General features: G+C 71.7%; 16 protein-coding genes. 6 read left to right on the top strand and 10 right to left on the bottom strand.

Annotation, left to right across the window (positions count from 1 at the left end):
* Positions 1–114: 114 nt before the first annotated feature.
* On the top strand, positions 115–630 hold the full coding sequence (locus ACWC24_RS32230; RefSeq protein WP_450666433.1) for an AMIN-like domain-containing (lipo)protein: 516 nt from the start codon (positions 115–117) through the stop codon (positions 628–630).
* Between the two features lie 68 nt (positions 631–698).
* On the opposite strand, the gene msrA is transcribed toward ACWC24_RS32230, so the two are convergent.
* A complete protein-coding gene (gene msrA, locus ACWC24_RS32225) occupies positions 699–1,211 on the bottom strand; it encodes a peptide-methionine (S)-S-oxide reductase MsrA (protein WP_450666432.1) in 513 nt (170 codons plus the stop codon).
* 770 nt (positions 1,212–1,981) lie between these two features.
* On the opposite strand from msrA, the gene ACWC24_RS32220 reads away from it, so the two are divergent.
* Positions 1,982–2,290 carry a hypothetical protein gene (locus ACWC24_RS32220; RefSeq protein WP_450666431.1) on the top strand — a complete coding sequence of 103 codons (309 nt, stop codon included), beginning with the start codon at positions 1,982–1,984 and terminating at the stop codon, positions 2,288–2,290.
* Positions 2,291–2,393: 103 nt separating this feature from the next.
* Here ACWC24_RS32220 and ACWC24_RS32215 read toward each other — a convergent pair whose 3' ends face one another.
* Positions 2,394–3,095 carry a DUF899 domain-containing protein gene (locus ACWC24_RS32215; protein WP_450666430.1) on the bottom strand — a complete coding sequence of 234 codons (702 nt, stop codon included), beginning with the start codon at positions 3,093–3,095 and terminating at the stop codon, positions 2,394–2,396.
* Between the two features lie 200 nt (positions 3,096–3,295).
* Between ACWC24_RS32215 and ACWC24_RS32210 the strand changes: the two genes are divergently transcribed.
* A complete protein-coding gene (locus ACWC24_RS32210) occupies positions 3,296–5,638 on the top strand; it encodes an FUSC family protein (RefSeq protein ID WP_450666429.1) in 2,343 nt (780 codons plus the stop codon).
* On the opposite strand, the gene ACWC24_RS32205 is transcribed toward ACWC24_RS32210, so the two are convergent.
* The 7 genes from ACWC24_RS32205 to ACWC24_RS32175 form a co-directional block, all read right to left on the bottom strand.
* Positions 5,577–6,119, bottom strand: coding sequence for a GNAT family N-acetyltransferase (locus tag ACWC24_RS32205; protein WP_450666428.1), 543 nt, complete (start codon positions 6,117–6,119; stop codon positions 5,577–5,579). The genes ACWC24_RS32210 and ACWC24_RS32205 overlap by 62 nt on opposite strands.
* 118 nt (positions 6,120–6,237) lie before the next feature.
* Positions 6,238–6,570 carry a hypothetical protein gene (locus ACWC24_RS32200; RefSeq protein WP_450666427.1) on the bottom strand — a complete coding sequence of 111 codons (333 nt, stop codon included), beginning with the start codon at positions 6,568–6,570 and terminating at the stop codon, positions 6,238–6,240.
* A gap of 57 nt (positions 6,571–6,627) precedes the next feature.
* Complete coding sequence (locus tag ACWC24_RS32195) at positions 6,628–7,389, bottom strand: sigma factor (RefSeq protein ID WP_450666426.1); 762 nt, start codon at positions 7,387–7,389, stop codon at positions 6,628–6,630.
* A gap of 419 nt (positions 7,390–7,808) precedes the next feature.
* Positions 7,809–9,650: a LamG-like jellyroll fold domain-containing protein gene (locus ACWC24_RS32190; protein ID WP_450666489.1), complete on the bottom strand. Its 1,842-nt coding sequence runs from the start codon at positions 9,648–9,650 to the stop codon at positions 7,809–7,811.
* Positions 9,651–9,869: 219 nt separating this feature from the next.
* On the bottom strand, positions 9,870–10,487 hold the full coding sequence (locus ACWC24_RS32185; RefSeq protein ID WP_450666425.1) for a TOPRIM nucleotidyl transferase/hydrolase domain-containing protein: 618 nt from the start codon (positions 10,485–10,487) through the stop codon (positions 9,870–9,872).
* Positions 10,488–10,631: 144 nt separating this feature from the next.
* Positions 10,632–11,321, bottom strand: a complete 690-nt coding sequence (locus tag ACWC24_RS32180) for a class F sortase (RefSeq protein WP_450666424.1) — start codon at positions 11,319–11,321, stop codon at positions 10,632–10,634.
* 50 nt (positions 11,322–11,371) lie between these two features.
* On the bottom strand, positions 11,372–11,860 hold the full coding sequence (locus tag ACWC24_RS32175) for a sortase (protein WP_450666423.1): 489 nt from the start codon (positions 11,858–11,860) through the stop codon (positions 11,372–11,374).
* A 369-nt stretch (positions 11,861–12,229) separates the two neighbouring features.
* Here ACWC24_RS32175 and ACWC24_RS32170 point away from each other — a divergent pair, with 369 nt between their 5' ends.
* The 3 genes from ACWC24_RS32170 (at position 12,230) to icmF (ending at position 16,598) form a co-directional block, all read left to right on the top strand.
* A complete protein-coding gene (locus ACWC24_RS32170; RefSeq protein ID WP_384733455.1) occupies positions 12,230–12,544 on the top strand; it encodes an ArsR/SmtB family transcription factor in 315 nt (104 codons plus the stop codon).
* Positions 12,541–12,951 (top strand): SRPBCC family protein, encoded by a 411-nt coding sequence (locus tag ACWC24_RS32165; RefSeq protein WP_450666422.1) that lies wholly within the window; start codon positions 12,541–12,543, stop codon positions 12,949–12,951. The genes ACWC24_RS32170 and ACWC24_RS32165 overlap by 4 nt, the downstream gene beginning before the upstream one ends.
* A gap of 395 nt (positions 12,952–13,346) precedes the next feature.
* On the top strand, positions 13,347–16,598 hold the full coding sequence (icmF, locus tag ACWC24_RS32160) for a fused isobutyryl-CoA mutase/GTPase IcmF (RefSeq protein ID WP_450666421.1): 3,252 nt from the start codon (positions 13,347–13,349) through the stop codon (positions 16,596–16,598).
* A gap of 98 nt (positions 16,599–16,696) precedes the next feature.
* On the opposite strand, the gene ACWC24_RS32155 is transcribed toward icmF, so the two are convergent.
* On the bottom strand, positions 16,697–18,559 hold the full coding sequence (locus ACWC24_RS32155) for a glycoside hydrolase family 76 protein (RefSeq protein WP_450666420.1): 1,863 nt from the start codon (positions 18,557–18,559) through the stop codon (positions 16,697–16,699).
* Positions 18,560–18,708: the final 149 nt, after the last annotated feature.

The following is an 18,708-nucleotide window of genomic DNA, read 5'->3' as shown; positions in this document are numbered from 1 at the left end:
CGCGGGTCGGGTGGGGAAAACCTGGTTCCGGCGGCAGTGCAACCATTCGCATCCCGCGCATGTCTGTCACTGTGAAATCGTCTGTCCCCTTCACCAGGAGCATCTGGGGGCGTCATGTACCACCACCCAACCCGTGCGGCCGTCGCCGCAGGCGTCCTTCTCACCGCGGTAGGCGCCACGGTCCCCGCTTCAGCGGCCACGCAGCCGCAGACCGCGGCCAAGAGTTCCCCGCCCGCCCGCGTCGTCAATGCCCGGTGGGCCGGGCACTGCACCTTCGACCGGCTCGTCATCGACCTCGGCGGCAACACCGCGACCGTCGGCGTGAAGGCGGTCAAGGAGCTTCGCTACGACCCTTCCGGGAAGAAGGTCCCCCTCCCGGGGAAGTACTTCCTGGAGATCCGGCTCTCTCCCGCGGTCGCCCACAACAGCGCGGGCAAGTCGGTCTACCGGGGACCCCGGCTGGCGAAGATCCCGTTGTCCAAGCTGAAGGGTCTCGCCCTGACCGGCGACTTCGAAGGAGTGGTCACCTTCGGAACCGCCTTCCAGACCAAACCCGCGTACAAGGCCTACAAGCTGCACGGTCCCGAGCGCGTGGTCGTGGACTTCAACCACGCCAACCGGTGCGGGTGAGCAGGCCCTGAGTGCCCGGAGGCCCTGGCGGGCGGTACCTCGCCTGTCAGGGCCTCCGGGCTCCGTGCTCAGCCCTCCGCGCGGGCGGGCAGCCGCCATCCCGGGCGGGGGAAGTGGCAGGTGTAGCCGTCGGGGTAGCGCTCCAGGTAGTCCTGGTGCTCGGGCTCGGCCTCCCAGAAGGGGCCGACCGGCTCCACCTCGGTGACCACCTTGCCCGGCCACAGTCCGGAGGCGTCGACATCGGCGATGGTGTCCTCGGCGACGCGCTTCTGCTCGTCGTCCACGTAGTAGATCGCCGAGCGGTAGCTCAGACCGATGTCGTTGCCCTGGCGGTTCCTGGTGCTCGGGTCGTGGATCTGGAAGAAGAGCTCCAGGACCGCGCGGTAGTCGGTCACCTCGGGGTCGTAGAGGATCTCGATGGCCTCCGCGTGGGTGCCGTGGTTGCGGTACGTCGCGTTCGGCACGTCGCCGCCGGTGTAGCCCACCCGGGTCGCCGTCACGCCCGGGAACCGGCGGATCAGGTCCTGCATCCCCCAGAAACATCCTCCCGCCAGCACGGCCCTCTGCGTCTGCGCTGCCATCTCAGCCCCTTCGATCTCTGTCGCGCCGCCCGGCCGGCCCGTTCTGCTCACGGGCCGCCGGCACACCGCACTCTCCGCATCCCTCAGCGCCTGTGGCCTGCAAACCATTCCCTGGCGCCCAGTCATCTCGCCTACGGACGTATGGTCATACCGCGGTGTGGAAAGTTCCGCCGTATGCGCTAGACTTGATCTTGAGCTGGTCGCCGCAACCGCGGACGGCTGGTGTCGCGTTGGTGGTCCAAGGAAAGACGCCCCGCTTCCTGCGGGGAAATGCAGGTGCAAGGCCTGCCCGGCGCTCCATGACAGGGCCCGTCCCGCACTCGGTGCGGGACGGGCCCTATGCGTTCTCCGCTCGGCGGCAGGGCGTGGCCGCGGCGCACCACAGTCCGCAGGTGTTCCGCCCCGCTGTTGCATTGAATCGGACTTATCGGTTGAAAAAGGTTTAATTATTCATTCGTCGCCCAAGGTGACGATTGTGGTCGCATGGGATTAGGCTTTCTGAGTGAAAGCCGCGACGCGCGGTACGCCCGTCGGGGAGGCTTCGCCGTCACAGCGGAGCCGGCCGTAGTGTCCGTCCGCGATATCTCAGGTTCGATCCTGAGGGCGTCGCCGGTCAGGGCGTGCCCTAGGGCACGGCGTGGTGAGCCAAGAGACCGCCGCAATCCTCTGCCATGTGCGGCGGCCATCCACCTCGCGTCCTCCCTGTGGGGAGTCGCGAGAGACGATGAGAGGTAATTTCCATGCGATCACAACGCGCGAGGCGCGCCTTCGTGATGTCTGTCGCCGGTCTGCTCATGGCCGGTGGTGCGGCGGTCGGGGCGGCGGGAACCGCTTCGGCGAGCCCGACGCACGTCCCGACTCAGGTCTCCAGCTACAGCAGCCACCACGGCCACGGTGGGGGTTGGGGTTACTGGGGCGACGACGACTACGGCTATGGCGGCTGGGGCGGTCACTACCGCGGCTATGGCGGCTGGGGCGGTTACTACGGCGGTTATGGCGGCTACGGCGGCTACGGCGGCTACGGCGGCTACGGCGGTTATGGCGGCTACGGCGGCTACGGCGGCGGCTGGGGCTGGTGACCCTCGGATCTGCGGCTGATCCCCGCAAGGGGTGACAGAGAAGGTGTGCGGCTCGCGACCGTGTCGACGGGCCGCACACCTTCGTCCATGCCGTCCCGGGCGGCTATGCGGAGTCAGGGCCGTACAGCGCGGCGATGTCCTGCGAGCCGGCCCACCGGCTGTACGTGGGTGACTGCGGCCAGCCGTCGGGGGAGTCCTGCCACTCCTCCTGTCGTCCGTAGGGGAGCAGATCGACGAGTGCGAAGGTGTGGCTGAGCTGTTCGGTGCCGCGGCCGGTGGTGTGCCAGGTGCGGTAGACGGTGTCGCCGTCGCGGAGGAACACGTTGACGGCGAAGCCTCCTCCGGGCGGTGCTCCCGTGTCGGTGCCGAACGTGCTGTTCGCGGTGGAGTACCAGGACATCCTGTTCCCGACCCGCCGTTTGTAGGCGAGTGCCTCCTCGATCGGACCCTGGGTCACGACGACGAAGCGGGCGTCGTAGGCGTCCAGGAACTCCAGCCGCGTGAACTGTGCCGTGTACCCCGTACAGCCGGAGCACTGCCACTGCTTGTCGGCGAACCACATGTGGTTGTAGACGATGAGCTGGCTCTTGCCGTCGAACAGGTCGGCCAGCCGCACCGGCCCGTCCGCGCCGTCCAGGGTGTAGTCGGGCATCCGCACCATGGGCAGTCGACGACGCTGGGCGGCGATCGCGTCGAGTTCCCGGGTCGCGGCCTTCTCCCGGGCCCGCAGTGCGTCGAGTTCGCGCTGCCAGGTGTCGGCGTCGACGACGGGCGGCAGTGCTTGGGTCCGTGTGCTGGGCTCCATGGTTCCTCACTGATCGTGCGCGCTGACGGTGGTGTGCAGAGGTGGACTCCGTCGGGCCCGCGAACTCATCGGCCGGCGCGATCGGGTCGGCGACCGGTCGTGGGCACGTCGTGGGCACGTCGCGGGTGCGTCGGTGCCCGGACGCGCGAACGGCCGCGACGGAAGGTGCCGGGCGGTCGGGGGTGGGTGATCCTGTAGGGGTGCGTGGTGCCCGTGCCGGGTGGAGCCCGGCGGCCTATGCCGCCTCGGGCCGTCGGGCGATACGTCTGACCCTCGTCGCCGCGGCCGGCTTCTACCTCTTCCGCTACGGCCTCGACAGTCCCGTCGCGGCCACCTACGCCCTGTTCTCCGCCGTGGCGCTGGGCGGGCTGTCCAGGATCCCCGGTACCGGGCGGCAGCGAGCCGCGGTGGTCATGGCCCTGCTGCCCGTGTGCTGGCTCCTGGTGGTCATCGGCACCTGCCTCTCGGTACGGACCTGGAGCGCCGTCGTCGGCATGCTGGTGGTCGGCTTCGCACTGGCGTTCGCCGCCGTGGGCGGACCGCGCCCGGCCGGTGCGGCGCCGGGCCTGCAACTGCTCTACATCCTGCCGTCCTTCCCCCCGTACGACCCCGGCTCGCTCGGCGAGCGGCTGGCCGGGACGACGACGGGGCTGGTCCTGTTCGCCGTCGCCGAGGCGCTGATCCTCCCCGGCCCCGCCCCGCCGCCGTACCGGGAGCGGGCCGCCCGCGCCGCGGACACCGCGGCGCACTGCGCGGCCCTCCTCGCGGCCGTTCCGTACGCCCTGACCGCCGCGGATGTCCGGGCGGCCGGTGCGGCGGGCCAGGCGCTGCGGGCCGTGAGCGTGCCGGAGGCGGAACGTCCGGCCGGGCCGGGGGTGCACGACCGTGCCCTCTCCCACACCGGTCTGGCGACCCGTGCGCTGCTCAACCGGCTGGCCCAACTGCCCGCCGCGCCGGGCGGCGGCCCGGGACCCGACGACTCGGCCGTGCTGCGCGCGGTGGCGCGGCTGGCCACGCGGAGCGCGGACTGCCTGCGCGCGGGACCGTCGCCCGTGGCGGCGTACGACGGGCTGGCCGCGGCCCGCGCCCGCCTGTCGGCCTCGTCCGCGGGCCCCACCGGCGGCGGTGCCGGCGCCGGTGCTGCCGCTGCCGGTGCAGGTGGCGCGGTCTGCGGTGCCGCCGCTGCCGGTGCCGACGGCTCCGGCTCTGCCGACGGACCCGCTCCCGAGGCCGCCTTCCCGCCCGCCGTACTGCGCCGGCACGCCGCCGTGCTGGAGGTCGCCGACGCCGCGCTGGCGATGGGCACGGCGGCCGATCTCGCGGCACACGGGCGACGGGCCTCGGTGAAGGTGGCGCCGGGGCGCTTCTGGTACGCCCGGACCTGGACTCCGCTGCTGTGGTGGCACCGGTTGCGCGGCCATGCCGGGCGCCGGTCGGTGCTCTTCCAGAACTCCTGGCGCATCGCCATGGCCCTGACCGCGGCCCGGTTCGTGGCCGGCGTGGACACCCTGCCCCACGGGTTCTGGGCCATGCTGGCGACGCTCACCCTCACCCGGACCACCCTGGACGAGACCTGGCACACCATCCGCCGGGCGCTCGCCGGCACGCTGGCGGGGGCGCTGGTGGCCGCGGCCCTGTTGACCCTGGCCGGAACCGACACGGCGGTGTACGCCGCCGTGCTGCCGGTGTGGATGCTGATCGGCTTCACCCTCGGGCCGGTCAAAGGGGTCGGCTGGGCCCAGGGTCTGTTCACCGTGCTCGTGGCCCTGGTCTTCGCACAGCTCGCGCCCACGACCTGGCGGCTGGCGGAGGTCCGGGTGCTGGACGTCCTGGTGGGCAGCGCGATCGGCGTCGTCTTCGGTCTGCTCGCCTGGCCCCGGGGGGCCCACGACGAGCTGCGGTTCGCGGCGGCGAGTCTGCTGCGCAGGGCGGCGGAGATCGTGGTGGCGACCAGTTCCTCGGTGGCGCAGGGCGGGATCACCGGGGCCCCGCCGGGGGCGCCGGGCCACCGCTCGCTGCGCCAGGCGGTCGTCCTCGCGGAGTCCGCCTACGCGCAGTTCCAGAGCGAGCCGACGCCGTTCGGCGGCGGGCGGCGCGCGGTGGCGACGCCCGAGGTCGACTGGCAGGCGACGCTGATGGCCGGTCACCACACCCTGTGGGGCGCCGAGCGGCTGTCACAGCCGCCGCACCCCGGGCTCGGCCCGGCGGCGGCCGGGTCGCTCGACGGCCTGGGTGACCGGGTGGCCGGACGGATGCTGCAGGTCTCGGCGGCGCTGGATCCCAGCGGTGACACCCCGACGGCACCCCTGCCGTTCATCGACCCGGCTTCCCCCGCGTTCGCCGCGGAGCCGCCCGGCGCGCCGAGGCTCTACTACGCCACCGTGTCGTGGCTGGAGTCGCTGACGCGCGACCTGGCCCGGATCGCGCACAGCGCCCCCGAACCTGATCACGACCGGCAGCGCGCGGGGACGGAGGCCGGGGTCAGGGGCGAAGCAGACCCCACGTCTGGAGGACGAAGGGCCGCCCCTTCTCCTCCCCCTTGATCAACGGTACGTCGAGCAGTGCGAAGCCCGTTCTCGTGGCCACGGCGACGCTGGCGGTGTTCTCCGCCTCCACCTCCAGGATCACCTGGTGCGCCCCCAGTTGTCCGAAGGCGTACGCGGCCATCACCCGGACCGCTCGCGTGGCCAGCCCCTGGCCGCGGTGGGCGGGGCCGACCGCGTAGCCGATCTCCGTGCCCTCCGGGGCGCGCCGCAGCATCACCTCGCCGAGCGGCGCGCCGCCGTCGAGCGTGATGGCGAGCAGCATGACCGAGCCCTCCGCCCGCAGCTGCCGGTCCCGGTCGAGCCGGGCGCGGGCGGCCGCCTCGTCGAACGGGGAGACGAGCGGCGTCCAGTAGGCGATGTCCGGGTGGTCGAACAGAGCGGGCATCGCGGCCACGTCCGCCTCCGTCCAGTCGCGCAGCACGAGACCCTCTCCGGTGAGTTCGATCCGGTCGGGAAAGGGTGACGTGGGGCTGCTCATGGAGGGGACCTTTCTGGCCGGTCGAGGACGAGGCAGGATAACCGGCGGCGGTCATCGGACGATCGGAATTTCCTCGGGGTCGTCCGGTGGGACACGGAGGACGGCCTTGCGGGGACCGTCAGCGAGAAGGCCTCACGTGCCGGGTGAGGACGGCGCCGGTCTGTTCCGCGGACAGACAGCGCAGTTCCGTGTGCGGGGCCCCGGCCGGGAACAGGCGGTGCCCGGTGCCCAGGACGGTGGGGAAGGCCAGCAGCCGGGAGAACAGCTGCCAGGTCCCGCGTCCGAGCAGCAGGACCCCGTCGTCCAGGGTGCTCCCGAGCCGGAACTTGTCCCCGGCGACCGCCTCCGGACCGTGCCGGAAGGCCCAGCCGCCCAGCGGTGTGCCGGCCGACCCGTCCGGGTCCGAGACGATTCCGTCCAGGGTGATGAACTCGATGACGACGCCGCTCATGACGAGGTTCCCTTCGGTTGAGTGCTCACCGGTACCTACCGGCGGCACCGTCCCGACTCATCGCTCCCGGCGGAAAAGGTCGACGGAAATCTCGTACGGCAGGTCGAAGGCGCCGAGGACGCGCGGATCGGCGAACACGACGTTGTGCGCGACGCGCCCGCCGGTGACGGTGAAGACCTGGAGCGTGTGCAGCTGGTGGCCGCCGTCGGGCCGCGGCGCGTACGCGGCGAGCGCGGGCTGTCCGTTGGCGGTGAGTTCCCGCGTGCGCCAGCCCGGCCCGCGCATCCGGAACACGCGGTCCATGAACATGGCGTCGGCGGCCGAGACTTCCAGCACCTCGCGCAGTACGAGCACGGCGCACTGCCGCGCCGGCGGGCAGTGCACGGCCGTCACCCAGATCAGCCACAGGTCGGCCCGTAAGAGCTCCGAACAGAAGTGGGGTCCGATCAGCGGGCGGTGTCCGGTGCGTGCGATCGCAAGGCGCCGGAAGGTCCTTGTAGCGGAGCTACCAGGGCCTTCCGGCAACGCCGCTGGGGGTCCCCCCTCTGGGGGAGCGCGTGCCGGGCGCCGCCCGCCGGGCCCCACTTTTGTTCGGAGCTCTAAGTCCATGTCGAACCGTTGGTCGGGGAACGCCCCCAGCCCGGACGGCAGCGGACGCCGCCCCCGTCCCTCCAGCGCGATCAGGCACACGTCGGTCGCGATCCGGTACGGCCAGGTCCGTGTCGAAGGACGTGCCGGGGCGTACCGGTCGCGGGTCTTCCGGGCGCGCAGCAGGGTCTCCTGCGCCAGGTCCTCGGCCTCGTGGAACGAACCGAGCATGCGTTGACGCCCTCACCTGCCCGAGGGCAGGTGATTCCGGTCCGTACCGCGCCGCAGTACCACCATGGGTTCCTGTTTCACGGGCCTCTGCCGACCGGTGAGGGTCGGTCTTACGTGGCCTCCGCAGGCCTGACTTCCCGCCCGTCCGGCGGTAGGCCGGACAACTTCCGTCGCCCGGCAAGGCGATCCTGGTCATGCCGTTGCGACCCTCCGGGCCGCCACGGGCAGGCTGCCCCACACTTCCACTCTGAAGGGTGGGGCACTGGGTAAATATTCGCGTGGCAGAACGTCAGCAACTCGCTCCGGTACGGTTCGTAGTCCATCCGGGCATCGTGCCGCACGGGCGGAGCGGGGGCGGTGCGGTGCCGCGGGGGAGGGGGACCGGGTGCCCGGGCGCGTCCGTAGGCCTTCCCCGGACGCTACTTGCCGGACAGCATGAAGTCGGCCGGGGCGAGGGCGCGGTCGACGATGCGGGTGTCCCCGATCCAGCCGTAGAAGCCCTGCCCGAACGCCTCGGCGAACTGGGTGCCGCCGATGACGAAGGGCTTGCCCAGCGTCTCGATGCCCGTGGCCGGCTGGGACGGGTTACGGGCGATCCTGGAGCCGTCCACGTACATGATCGTGCGGCGTCCGTCGTTCACCACGGCGATGTGGGTCCACCGCCCGACCGGGACGGCGTGGCTCCACGTGGTCGGGTCGGCGTCCTGCACGTCCGGGTAGAGCACGAACTGGAGGAACCGCTCCGGTGTGACGTTGAGGCTGCACGTCGGCTCCTCCGTGGACCAGCCGGTGGTCTTGCCCGCGTCCCCGTTGCGGCCCTCCCAGCTGAGGATGCCCATCCAGGCGTGGTCGCCCTCGAACGGGTCGGGAAGCTTGACGAAGGTCTCGATCGTGAATCCCGCGCGGAACTTCAGGCTGTTGAGCGGAGCCGTGGCTTTCGTGGTGAGGATCGCGCCGCGGTCGGGGTTCTTCCCGCCGCCGAAGCGCAGGCTGGCGTGGGCGGGCTGCTGGGTGTGATGGTCGGCGGACCAGGTCAGCACGTCGGCCGCGCTGTCGTGCAGCAGGCTCACCGACAGGTCGTTGCCGTTGCCGGTGAGGTCTCGGGCCACGGTCCCCGCGGGCAGCGCGGCACCGGGACGGCCGGCGGCGGGCAGGCCGGCCGGGTCGAAGCGCCAGTAGGCGACCGTCCCCCGGGGCATGACGCGCTGCGCGGGACGGGGCTTCGGCGGGGTGACCGGGGCGAACCCCTCGAAGCGGCTCGCGAAGTCGATGTCGAGGGTGAACCGGTCCGCCGGGCCGGTCAGTTCGACGGTCTCCGCCTCCAGCGGTGTCCTGTCCTGCGCCGCCTTGCCGAGGAACCAGGGAGAGAACGTCTGCACGTCGACGACGTTGCGCACCGTGTCGAAGGCGTAGAGCCGGATCATGCCGCCGCCACCGTAGTAGCGGTCCTGGTAGTTGGTGATGTGGACGTGTACGTCCCGGCCGGCGTCGTTGGTGAGCACCGTGCGCCCCGGAGGCCAGTAGTGGCCGCCCAGCGCGAGGAAGATCTGGTCGTTGCCGCGGATGATCCTGTCCCACAGCCGTTGTCCGTTGTCGGACAGGTGCGCCTCGCCGCTGTCCTCGGCCCAGGCGATGTCGTGCGTGGTCAGGACGACGGGCAGGGTGGGGTGCTCGTCCAGGACCCCCTGCGCCCACGCCAGCCCCTTGTCCGAGGCGCGCCAGTCGAGGGCCAGGACCAGCCACTCCCGGCCCGCCGCCCGAAGGACGTGGTAGCTGTTGTAGCCGTCGGGGGAGGCACCGCCGAAGGTCGGCATGCCCGCGAACCGGCCGGGACCGAAGGCGCGCAGGTAGGCCGTGTCGCCGCGCTGGTCGTCGGTACCCGACGCGATGTCGTGGTTGCCCGCCAGCACGCTGTAGGGCACCTTGCCGTGGATCGTCCGGAAGGTGTCGGCGGCGAGGTCGATCTCCTCCTCGGTGCCGTGTTCGGTGACGTCCCCGAGGTGGGTCATGAACGCTGTGTTCGCCTCGGCGCGCTCGGACGCCAGGTAGCGGAACGTCGCCCGCAGCGGCTGCGGGTCGGCGCTGTCGGCGTCGAAGAGGTACTGGGTGTCGGGCAGCACCGCGAGGGCGAAGCGGGGACTCGCCTCGTCGAAGCGGTGATTGCGGGACGCGGGTGCGGATGCCGTCGCGCCGGCCGCCTCGGTGCCGAGCAGCGAAGTGGCGGCTCCGACCGCGGGGACGGCGACCGCCGCCCGCAGCATCGTACGGCGCCCTGGTCCTGAGTCGGTGGGCTTGCTCACTGCGATCTCCTTGCGCTCGATACGCTCCTTCGTCGGCGTTGATCGTGCGCGGCGGTGGCAAGCATTCGGCGACGCCGGTCTGAATGCGCGACACATGGAACAGGTCTGAACCACTACCCGGGGTTCCGGACCGTCGGCTGGCCCCGGTCGGCCGCACGCCGGTGCTCCGCGGTCACCGGGTCACAGACTGGTGAGGAGGTCGTCGAGCGGGGCCGGCACCTGTCCGGGGGCGAGGGCCTCGACCAGCAGGCGGCCGTAGCGGATCTTGCGGCCCTTCTTCGTGCCGAGGAAACGCCGCAACTGCGCGTGCGGGGGCCGCCCGTGGTGCGCGGGCTGGTGCCGGAAGGTCTGCCAGGCGCGCAGGTCGCCCTCGGCGCGGACGATCTCCTCGACCCGCGCCGTGCCCAGCGCGCGGATCAGCTCGTCCTCCAGGTCGCTCACGCACACGAAGAAGTCCGCGTGCGGTGCCCCCGCCCGCTCCAGGCCGCGCTCGTAGAAGCGCCGCTCGCCCTCGTCGCACAGCCCGGTCAGCCGCAGGCCCAGCCCGGGCGGCCCGAGGAGGGCCGCGTAACGGCCGACGTTCATCGCGCCGCCCATCGGCACGGCGCACACCCCCTCGGCGGCCAGGTCACGACCGCGCCGGGCGGCCAGTGCCTCCACGGCCGCGAGATCGCTCGCCCCCTCCAGCAGCACCGCCGTCCGTATCCCCAGGCGCACCGCGAGATCGGTCGCCGGACCGCCGGGGCCGCCGGTCGCCCAGCCGCCCACCGCGTTCCGGAATCCCACCATCTCCGCCATGGTGGGAGTCTGCACCTCCGACGGCGGCACGGCACGGGATTATCCGGCGGCCCCCGACGCCCCGCCGTGCGGCCCGGGGGATCGGAGCCACGAAAAAAGTGAGGCCCGGCGGGCGGACCTCACTTTTGACCGGAGCTCTCGGAGCTACGAACGTTTCGCCCCGGTGAGCGTCGCGTAGACCACGACGTTCCGCTGGTACCCGGCGCCCCTGACGTATCCGGCGCAGGTGATCAGGCGGAGTGCGGGCCGCTCGGAGCGGCTGTAGACCTTCTTGGCGGGGAACCTGTCCTTGTCGTAGACCTCCACGGCGTCGATGGTGAAGACCGCAGTGCGCCGGTCCGCGCGGTTGATCTCGATCGTCTCGCCCTTGGCGAGAGCGCCCAGCTCGTAGAAGACGCCAAGGTCACCGCCGGGCGTGTCCACATGACCCACGGTCACGGCCGTGCCCCGCGAACCCGGCGTCGGCCCCTCGCTGTACCAGCCGGCGAGGTGGGCGTCGTTGGCGGGCGGCGGCCGCAGCACCCCGGACTTGTCGAGGTGCAGCTTGGTCATGGGGGCGTCCACATGGATGGCGGGGATACGGATCCGGACGGGCTGCGCGCGGGGCAGCGGCGCCACGGCGGGGGGTGCCGCCGAGGCGGTGCCGCCTGCCTCCGGCGGGGCGAAGGCCTGCTCGGCGGACGGCTCCGGCGGTGACTGCTCGTGGTTCAGGGCGCCGATGACCAGCACACTGCCGGTCACCAGCGCCAGGGCCAGAATCGTGGCCGGGGGGACGAACCGGTGCCGGGGTCCCGTACCGGTTCGGTTTCTCGACTGCGGCCGGATGCGGTTCATTCCCGCGGTCCTCGCGGCTGCGCTGCCGGGCCGGTGTGGCGGGGCCGGGGTCAGGCGCGGGCGCCGTGCGGACGGCGGCGCATCCTGACCAGATACCCGGCGCCGGCCGCGGCGACCAGCGCACCACCCACGGCCAGCTGCGCGGGGTTGCCGTCGACCCCTCCGAAGCCGGCCGCGACGGCGCCGTTCGGCTCCCGGCCGCCGATCTCGTAGGTATCCGTGATCATGGTCCGCGGCGGGCACTTCACGGTGACGGTGTCGGTGCCGAGGCTCTTCCCGTCGGGGATCGTGAACTCGCCGGTGAGTTCGCCCTCCTGGTCGCCCTCGAAGAGCTGGAACGATCCGGCCGCCTTCGACTCGCCCTTGCCGAAGGTCTCGCCGGGAGCGCAGCCCTTGGCGGTGACGGTGACCGTGGAGCCCGGTGAGGTGTCGCCCGTGATGCGGAGGCTGGAGCCGCCCGAGTCGGCGACGGCCGGACCCGCCAGAGCCAGGACACCGAAGAGCAGGCCGATACCGATGCCAACGGGGTTGTTTCGCATGGGAGTCCTCCAGAAATGCAAGGGGTCGGCCGGTGTGCGGTGCCCCGGTGGGGTTCTACGGACGAGGAAATCGATACCCCGTCAGCCCCGCAACAGGAGCCATTGACGTGCACGTCGCCCGGACAGGCGAAGCCGCGGCGCTCGGGGGATCCGTTTGCGCAGGCCGTCGGAGCACGGTCCGGGGGGTGAGGCGGGTACGCCCGCGGGGCGGCGGATGGGCTAACGGCCTTCGTCGCCGATCGGGCCTCCGCGCACGATCGCAGGTGTGCGCCTTCGGCCCGCCCCCCCCCACGACGAGTTCCGCCGTAGCGGGCACGCCGCCGGGGGCGCGCGTTGACGCGTCGGAGATTTCCGACGTAACGTTGAGGCATGCCGACCGACGTGTTCGCAGTCCTGGCCAATCCGGTGCGCCGCAGACTGCTCGAAAGGCTGCGGGAAGGGCCGTGCTCCGCGAGCGAGTTGGCCGGGATGTTCGAGCTCGGCAGGCCCGCGGTCTCCGAACACCTCGCGGTACTGCGCGGCGCCGGACTGGTGCGCGAGGAGCCGCGCGGCCGGCACCGCTTCTACCACCTCCAGGCGGACCGGCTGGCCGAGGTGGGGGAGTGGCTGCACCCGTTTGAACGGTATTGGCAGCAGCGCCTGGAGGCGCTCGCCGATCTTCTGGACGAGGAAGACGACACATGACAGAGAACGACACGATCACGTGCGAGAAGTTCCTGCCCCACTCCCCGGCGAAGGTGTGGCGAGCGCTGACCGACCCCGAGCTGCACGCCCGCTGGTGGGCGGCCGGCGACGTCAAGCCCGTCGTCGGGCATCGCTTCACCCTCGACATGGGCAACTACGGCCTCCAGTCCTGCGAGGTGACCGAGGTGGACGAGCGGCGGCTGCTGGCCTACCGGTTCGCCGAAGGCGTGCTCGACACCACCGTCACCTGGGAGCTGCGGCCGGAGGGCGAGGGCACCCGGTTGGTCCTCACCCATGCGGGCTTCGACCTCGACTCCCCGATGGGCCGGCAGGCGTACGAGGGCATGGGTGAGGGCTGGCCCCGCGTCCTGGCCCACCTCGGCACCGTCCTGGGCGAGACGGCCTGACCCCGTGCCCGCCGGGAGCCGACGGGCGGGTGGTGCCCGCCGGTCGCTCGGGCGTGTCCGAGGCGACGGCGGGCCGAACGTCGCTAGCCTGGTGATCCGGGCCCTGCCGAACCGTGTACCTGACCAGCGCGGTGCGGGAGGGCCTGTTTCCGTGTGTCTGCGGTCTGCGGTCTGCGGTCTGCGGTCCGCGGTCCGCCGGGCGCCGTGGCGGCGCCCCTTCTGTGGTGATGTGGGTCACAGGGACCTGGCCGCCCTTGCCCGCGGGCCGCGATCGGCATTTACTTGGAAGTCCTAGTAGTTATACGTACGGTGATTCTTGGCCTACTCGTGTGTCCGTGTGCCCGCGCGGTCCCGGGACGCCGCACCCAGGCGTTGCAGTTTCCTCAGGAGGGCATATGTCCATAGCCGAGCCGGTCCGGCCTCCGCTGTACCGGGCCAAGCACCCTGTCCGCTTCGTCACCGCGTCGGCGCTGTTCGACGGCCATGACGCGGCCATCAACATCATGCGGCGGATTCTCCAGGCCCAGGGTGCCGAGGTGATCCACCTGGGGCACAACCGGTCCGTGCAGGAAGTGGTGGACGCCGCTCTGGAGGAGGACGCGCACGGCGTGGCCGTCTCCTCCTACCAGGGCGGCCACATCGAGTACTTCGAGTACTTGGTGAAGCTGCTGGGCGAGGCGGGCGCGGGCCATGTGCGGGTGTTCGGCGGCGGCGGGGGTGTCATCGTCCCCGAGGAGATCGCCCGGCTCGCCCGGTCCGGGGTCCGGATCTTCTCCCCGGAGGACGGACAGCGCCTCGGGCTCGCCGGGATGATCAACTCGATCATCGAGGAGTGCGACACCGCGCTGTGGCGCCAGGCGCCGAGTGAGCTGTCCGCCGTGCTGGCCGGGGACCGCCACGCGCTGGCCCGCATGATCAGCGGTCTGGAGGCCGGATACGTCCCGGAGGCGGACCTGGCGGTGCTGCGCGAGGCCGCGGCGGCACGCAGCGTTCCGGTCCTGGGCATCACCGGCACCGGAGGCTCGGGCAAGTCGTCGCTGACCGACGAACTGGTGCGCAGGCTGCGCACCGACCAGGACGACCGGCTCCGGGTGGCGGTACTGGCGGTGGACCCGAGCCGGCGGCGCGGCGGCGGCGCGCTGCTGGGCGACCGGATCCGGATGAACAGCCTGGACGGCGACCGGATCTACTTCCGGTCCCTGGCCACCCGGGGTGTCCGCGAGGTCCCGGAGGCGTTGTCGGACGTCATCGGCGCGTGCAAGGCGGCCGGGTACGACCTGGTGATCGTGGAGACACCGGGCATCGGACAGGGCGACGCGGCGATCGTGCCGTACGTCGACGTCTCGCTGTACGTCATGACGCCCGAGTTCGGTGCCGCCTCCCAGCTCGAGAAGATCGACATGCTGGACTTCGCCGACGTGGTCGCGATCAACAAGTTCGAGCGGCGCGGCGCGGCCGACGCCCTGCGCGACGTCGGCCGTCAACTGGTGCGCAACCGTGAGGCGTTCGGGTCCCGCCCCGAGGACATGCCGGTCTTCGGCACCAGCGCCGCCACGTTCAACGACGACGGTGTGACCGCTCTCTACCAGCAACTCCGGGACCTGCTGGCCGACCGCGGCCTGACGACGGCCGAGGGCGCGCTGCCCGCGGTGACGGTACGTCACTCCAGCGGCGCGGCGCAGATCGTACCGGCGAGCCGCGTGCGCTACCTGGCCGAGACCGCCGAGACCGTGCGCCGCTATCACACCGAGACGCAGAGCTGGGCCGAGCAGGCGCGTCGCGTGCAGCATCTCGACTCCGTGTGCGCGCAGTTGGGCGCGGCCGGGCTGCCGGTGGCGGACGTGCAGGGGCTGCTGGAGCAGGCCCGGCACCACCTGGCGCCGGAGGCGCGGGCGCTGCTGGAGCAGTGGCCGGCGACCAAGGAGGCGTACTCCGGCGACGAGCTGGTGGTCAGCGTGCGCGAGCGCGAGCTGCGCACCGAGCTGACCCGCGAGTCGCTGTCCGGCAGCCGGGTGCGCCGGGTGGCGCTGCCCCGCTACTCCGACGCGGGGGACCTGCTGGGCTTCCTGCGCCGGGAGAACCTGCCGGGGTACTTCCCGTTCACCGCGGGCGTCTTCCCGTTCAAGCGCGAGGGCGAGGACCCGGCCCGGATGTTCGCGGGCGAGGGCGACCCGCAGCGCACCAACCGGCGCTTCCACTATCTGTCCAAGGACAGCCAAGCGACCCGGCTGTCCACCGCCTTCGACTCCGTGACGCTGTACGGCCGGGACCCCGGCGAGCGGCCCGACGTCTACGGCAAGGTCGGCACCTCCGGGGTGTCGGTGGCCACCCTGGAGGACATGAAGGCGCTCTACGCGGGCTTCGACCTGGTCGCGCCCACCACCTCGGTGTCCATGACCATCAACGGTCCGGCCCCGACCATCCTGGCGTTCTTCCTCAACACCGCGATCGACCAGCAACTGGACGCGTTCCGCGCCGATCAGGGCCGCGAGCCGTCGGAGCGGGAGGCGTCCGAGGTCAGGGCGCGCACCCTGGCGACCGTGCGCGGCACCGTCCAGGCGGACATCCTCAAGGAGGACCAGGGCCAGAACACCTGCCTGTTCTCCACCGAGTTCAGCCTGCGGATGATGGCCGACATCCAGGAGTGGTTCATCGCCAACCAGGTGCGCAACTTCTACTCGGTGTCCATCTCCGGCTACCACATCGCCGAGGCCGGGGCGAACCCCATCAGCCAGCTGGCCTTCACCCTGGCCAACGGCTTCACCTATGTCGAGGCCTACCTGGCCCGGGGCATGGACATCGACGACTTCGCCCCCAACCTGTCCTTCTTCTTCTCCAACGGCATGGACCCGGAGTACTCGGTCCTGGGCCGGGTGGCACGCCGGATCTGGGCGGTCGCGATGCGCGAGCGCTACGGCGCGAACGAGCGCAGCCAGAAGCTCAAGTACCACGTCCAGACCTCGGGCCGTTCGCTGCACGCCCAGGAGATGGACTTCAACGACATCCGCACCACGCTCCAGGCGCTCATCGCCATCTACGACAACTGCAACAGCCTGCACACCAACGCCTACGACGAGGCGGTGACCACACCGTCGGAGGACTCCGTCCGGCGCGCGCTGGCCATCCAGCTCATCATCAACCGGGAGTGGGGGCTCGCCATGAACGAGAACCCGCTCCAGGGCTCGTTCGTCATCGACGAGCTCACCGACCTGGTCGAGGCGGCGGTCCTCGCCGAGTTCGACCGGATCAGCGAACGCGGCGGCGTGCTGGGCGCGATGGAGACCGGCTACCAGCGCGGCCGCATCCAGGACGAGTCCATGCTCTACGAGCAGCGCAAGCACGACGGCACGCTGCCCGTCATCGGCGTCAACACCTTCCGCAACCCGCGCGCCGCCGACGAGACCGCCACCACGGTCGAACTCGCCCGGGCCACGGAGGCGGAGAAGCAGTCCCAGCTGGAGCGCGTCGTCGACTTCCAGGACCGGCACCGCGACCCGGCGCAGGCCGCCATCGCCGCGCTCAAGGAGGCGGCCACCGGCGGGCGCAACGTGTTCGAGGTCCTCATGGACGCCGCCCGCGTGTGCTCGCTCCAGCAGGTCACCGAGGCCTTCTTCGAGGTCGGCGGCCAGTACCGGCGCAACGTCTGACCCACTGCCGCCGACGGCCGCCCCGCACCGTGCGGGGCGGCCGTCGGCGCTGTGCTGTCGTGAAGCGCGTGCGTGGGTGTCGCTCCCGGGACCGGCCGTCAGCCCGCCGCGGCCGTGAGCGCCGCGAGAGCGCCTGCCTGGGTGCGCCAGTCGGTCTGGTTGGGGGAAGTACCGGCCCAGCGCTCACCGAGGGCGTTGAGCGAGCTGCGGTCCCGGGCCCACAGCGTGTCCGCCTGCTTCTGGATGTAACTCCGGTAGGCGGCGGAGCCGGTGGCCCGCGCGAGGTCGGCGAGGTTGCGCATGAAGACGCCCTTGAACTGCTTCTGGTTGTCGTCGCAGGACGCCGTGCCGAGGTCGCAGGACTCGGTGAGCACCCCGTCCCGGGTCAACGCCGGGCTGCTCAGGGCGGCGTCGGCCAGGGTCCGCGCGGTGGTCAGAAACGCGCTGTCCCCGGTTGTCCGCCACAGTTCGGTGAACGCGCCGATGGCCAGCCCCTGGTTGTAACTCCACACGGTGCCGCCGTTGTTGGCGCAGGAGGCGGTCAACCCGTCGTTCACCAGCCCCGAGGAGCCGATCAGCCCGCTCGACCGGTACCAGGCGGCGGCGGTCCCGGCCCGCTGGAGCCATACCGTGTCACCCGGCAGACGCTGGTGCAACGCGCTGGCCAGCCACAGGTACTGACCGTTCGTCACCGCGTTCTTGTAGGTGCGTTCCCGGTCCCACCACACACCGCCTCCGCAGCTGCCGGGGTCCCAGTACTGCTGGACGTACCCGGCGATGGTGACGGCCTCGTCGAGGTAGCGGGAGTCGCCGGTGTAGTCGTACGCGTCGATCCAGGCGATGGCCCACCAGCCCGAGTCGTCGATGGAACGGCTGATGAAGTGGCCCTCGATCGCGTCCGAACTGCGCACTCCGGCGGCGAAGACGCCCTTGTTCTGCGCGTAGGTGCGCGCCACGACCCAGTCGTAGTCGTGGGTGCCGGTGGTCCTGGCGAAGTCGACGAGGGCGGTGAGGGTGGCGGCGGAGTTCCACCAACTGCTCGGCCACCAGCCGTTGTAGGGGTCGTACGCGGACATCAGCGCGTCGGCGGCGGCGCGGGGCCTGGTCGGCGCGGGCCTGGCCCAGGTGGTGCAGCTGCCCTCCTGGTGTCCGGCCGCACGGCCGCAGGCGCGTACCGCACCGCCGTACAGGAGGCCGCGCGGGTCGCGGGTGGCGTACATGACCGTACGGGTGCCGGTCGCACCGCCCGGGACTGCGGTGCGGCCCAGGGAGGAGCCGTCCGGCCAGGTCGAGCCGCCGTCCCAGGAACGGTCCAGCCAGATCTCGTCGCCGCCGGCACCGGACTCGACGCTCGCCCAGGCCATGGAGTTCCGCTGGTCGAAGTGCAGCCGGATGGTGCGGCCGTAGAGCGTGGTGGACGGTACGGGCTGGTCGTCGCCCGCCGCCCGGGCGGCGTCGGTACGGTCGCACAGCACGTCGCAGACCGTGGGGTAGGCCCAGTCGGTGCAGCCGACGGCGGCCGCGTCGCCGCAGGCCCGGACCAGTCCCCGGCGGTGGCCGCGCGGGTCGGTGAGGTTGTACATCAGCGTTCTGGTGCCGGTCCACGTCCCCGGTATCGAGGCCTTGCCGAGCAGCCCTTCCCAGGTGGCGCCGCCGTCCCAGGAACGGTCCAGCCACACCGAGTCGCCGGTCACCCCTTCGTCGATGCTGGCCCACGCCATGTCGTCCGCGTCGGAGACGTGCAGTACCAGGCGGCGGCCGTTGAGGTTCTTGTCCGGCACCGGAAAGCTCTCCTGCCGGGCCAGCGACGGGTCCAGCGTGTCGCAGGCCAGGGCGCACACCTGGCCGGCGGCTTCCGCGGGCGTCGCCGCCGGGACGAGCGTCGCGCACGCGAGGACGGCCGCCACCAGGAAGCCGAGGAACCGTGATCCGACAACGATGTCGGCATTGCGCAAGGGCATCGGGACTCGCCTCGATCTCACGCTGGGGGATGCCGGTCGGCGGGCGTGGCCGGCGGCCCTCGACGAGCCGGGCGGGGGCCGATCCTGGTCCGTACCTGCCTTCCTGGCAGTGAACCGACATGTCGGGCCCCTGTCAATTACCTCAACAG

The organism is Streptomyces sp. NPDC001443 (genome assembly GCF_053597355.1).
This window is presented reverse-complemented; position numbering and strand designations above follow the sequence as displayed.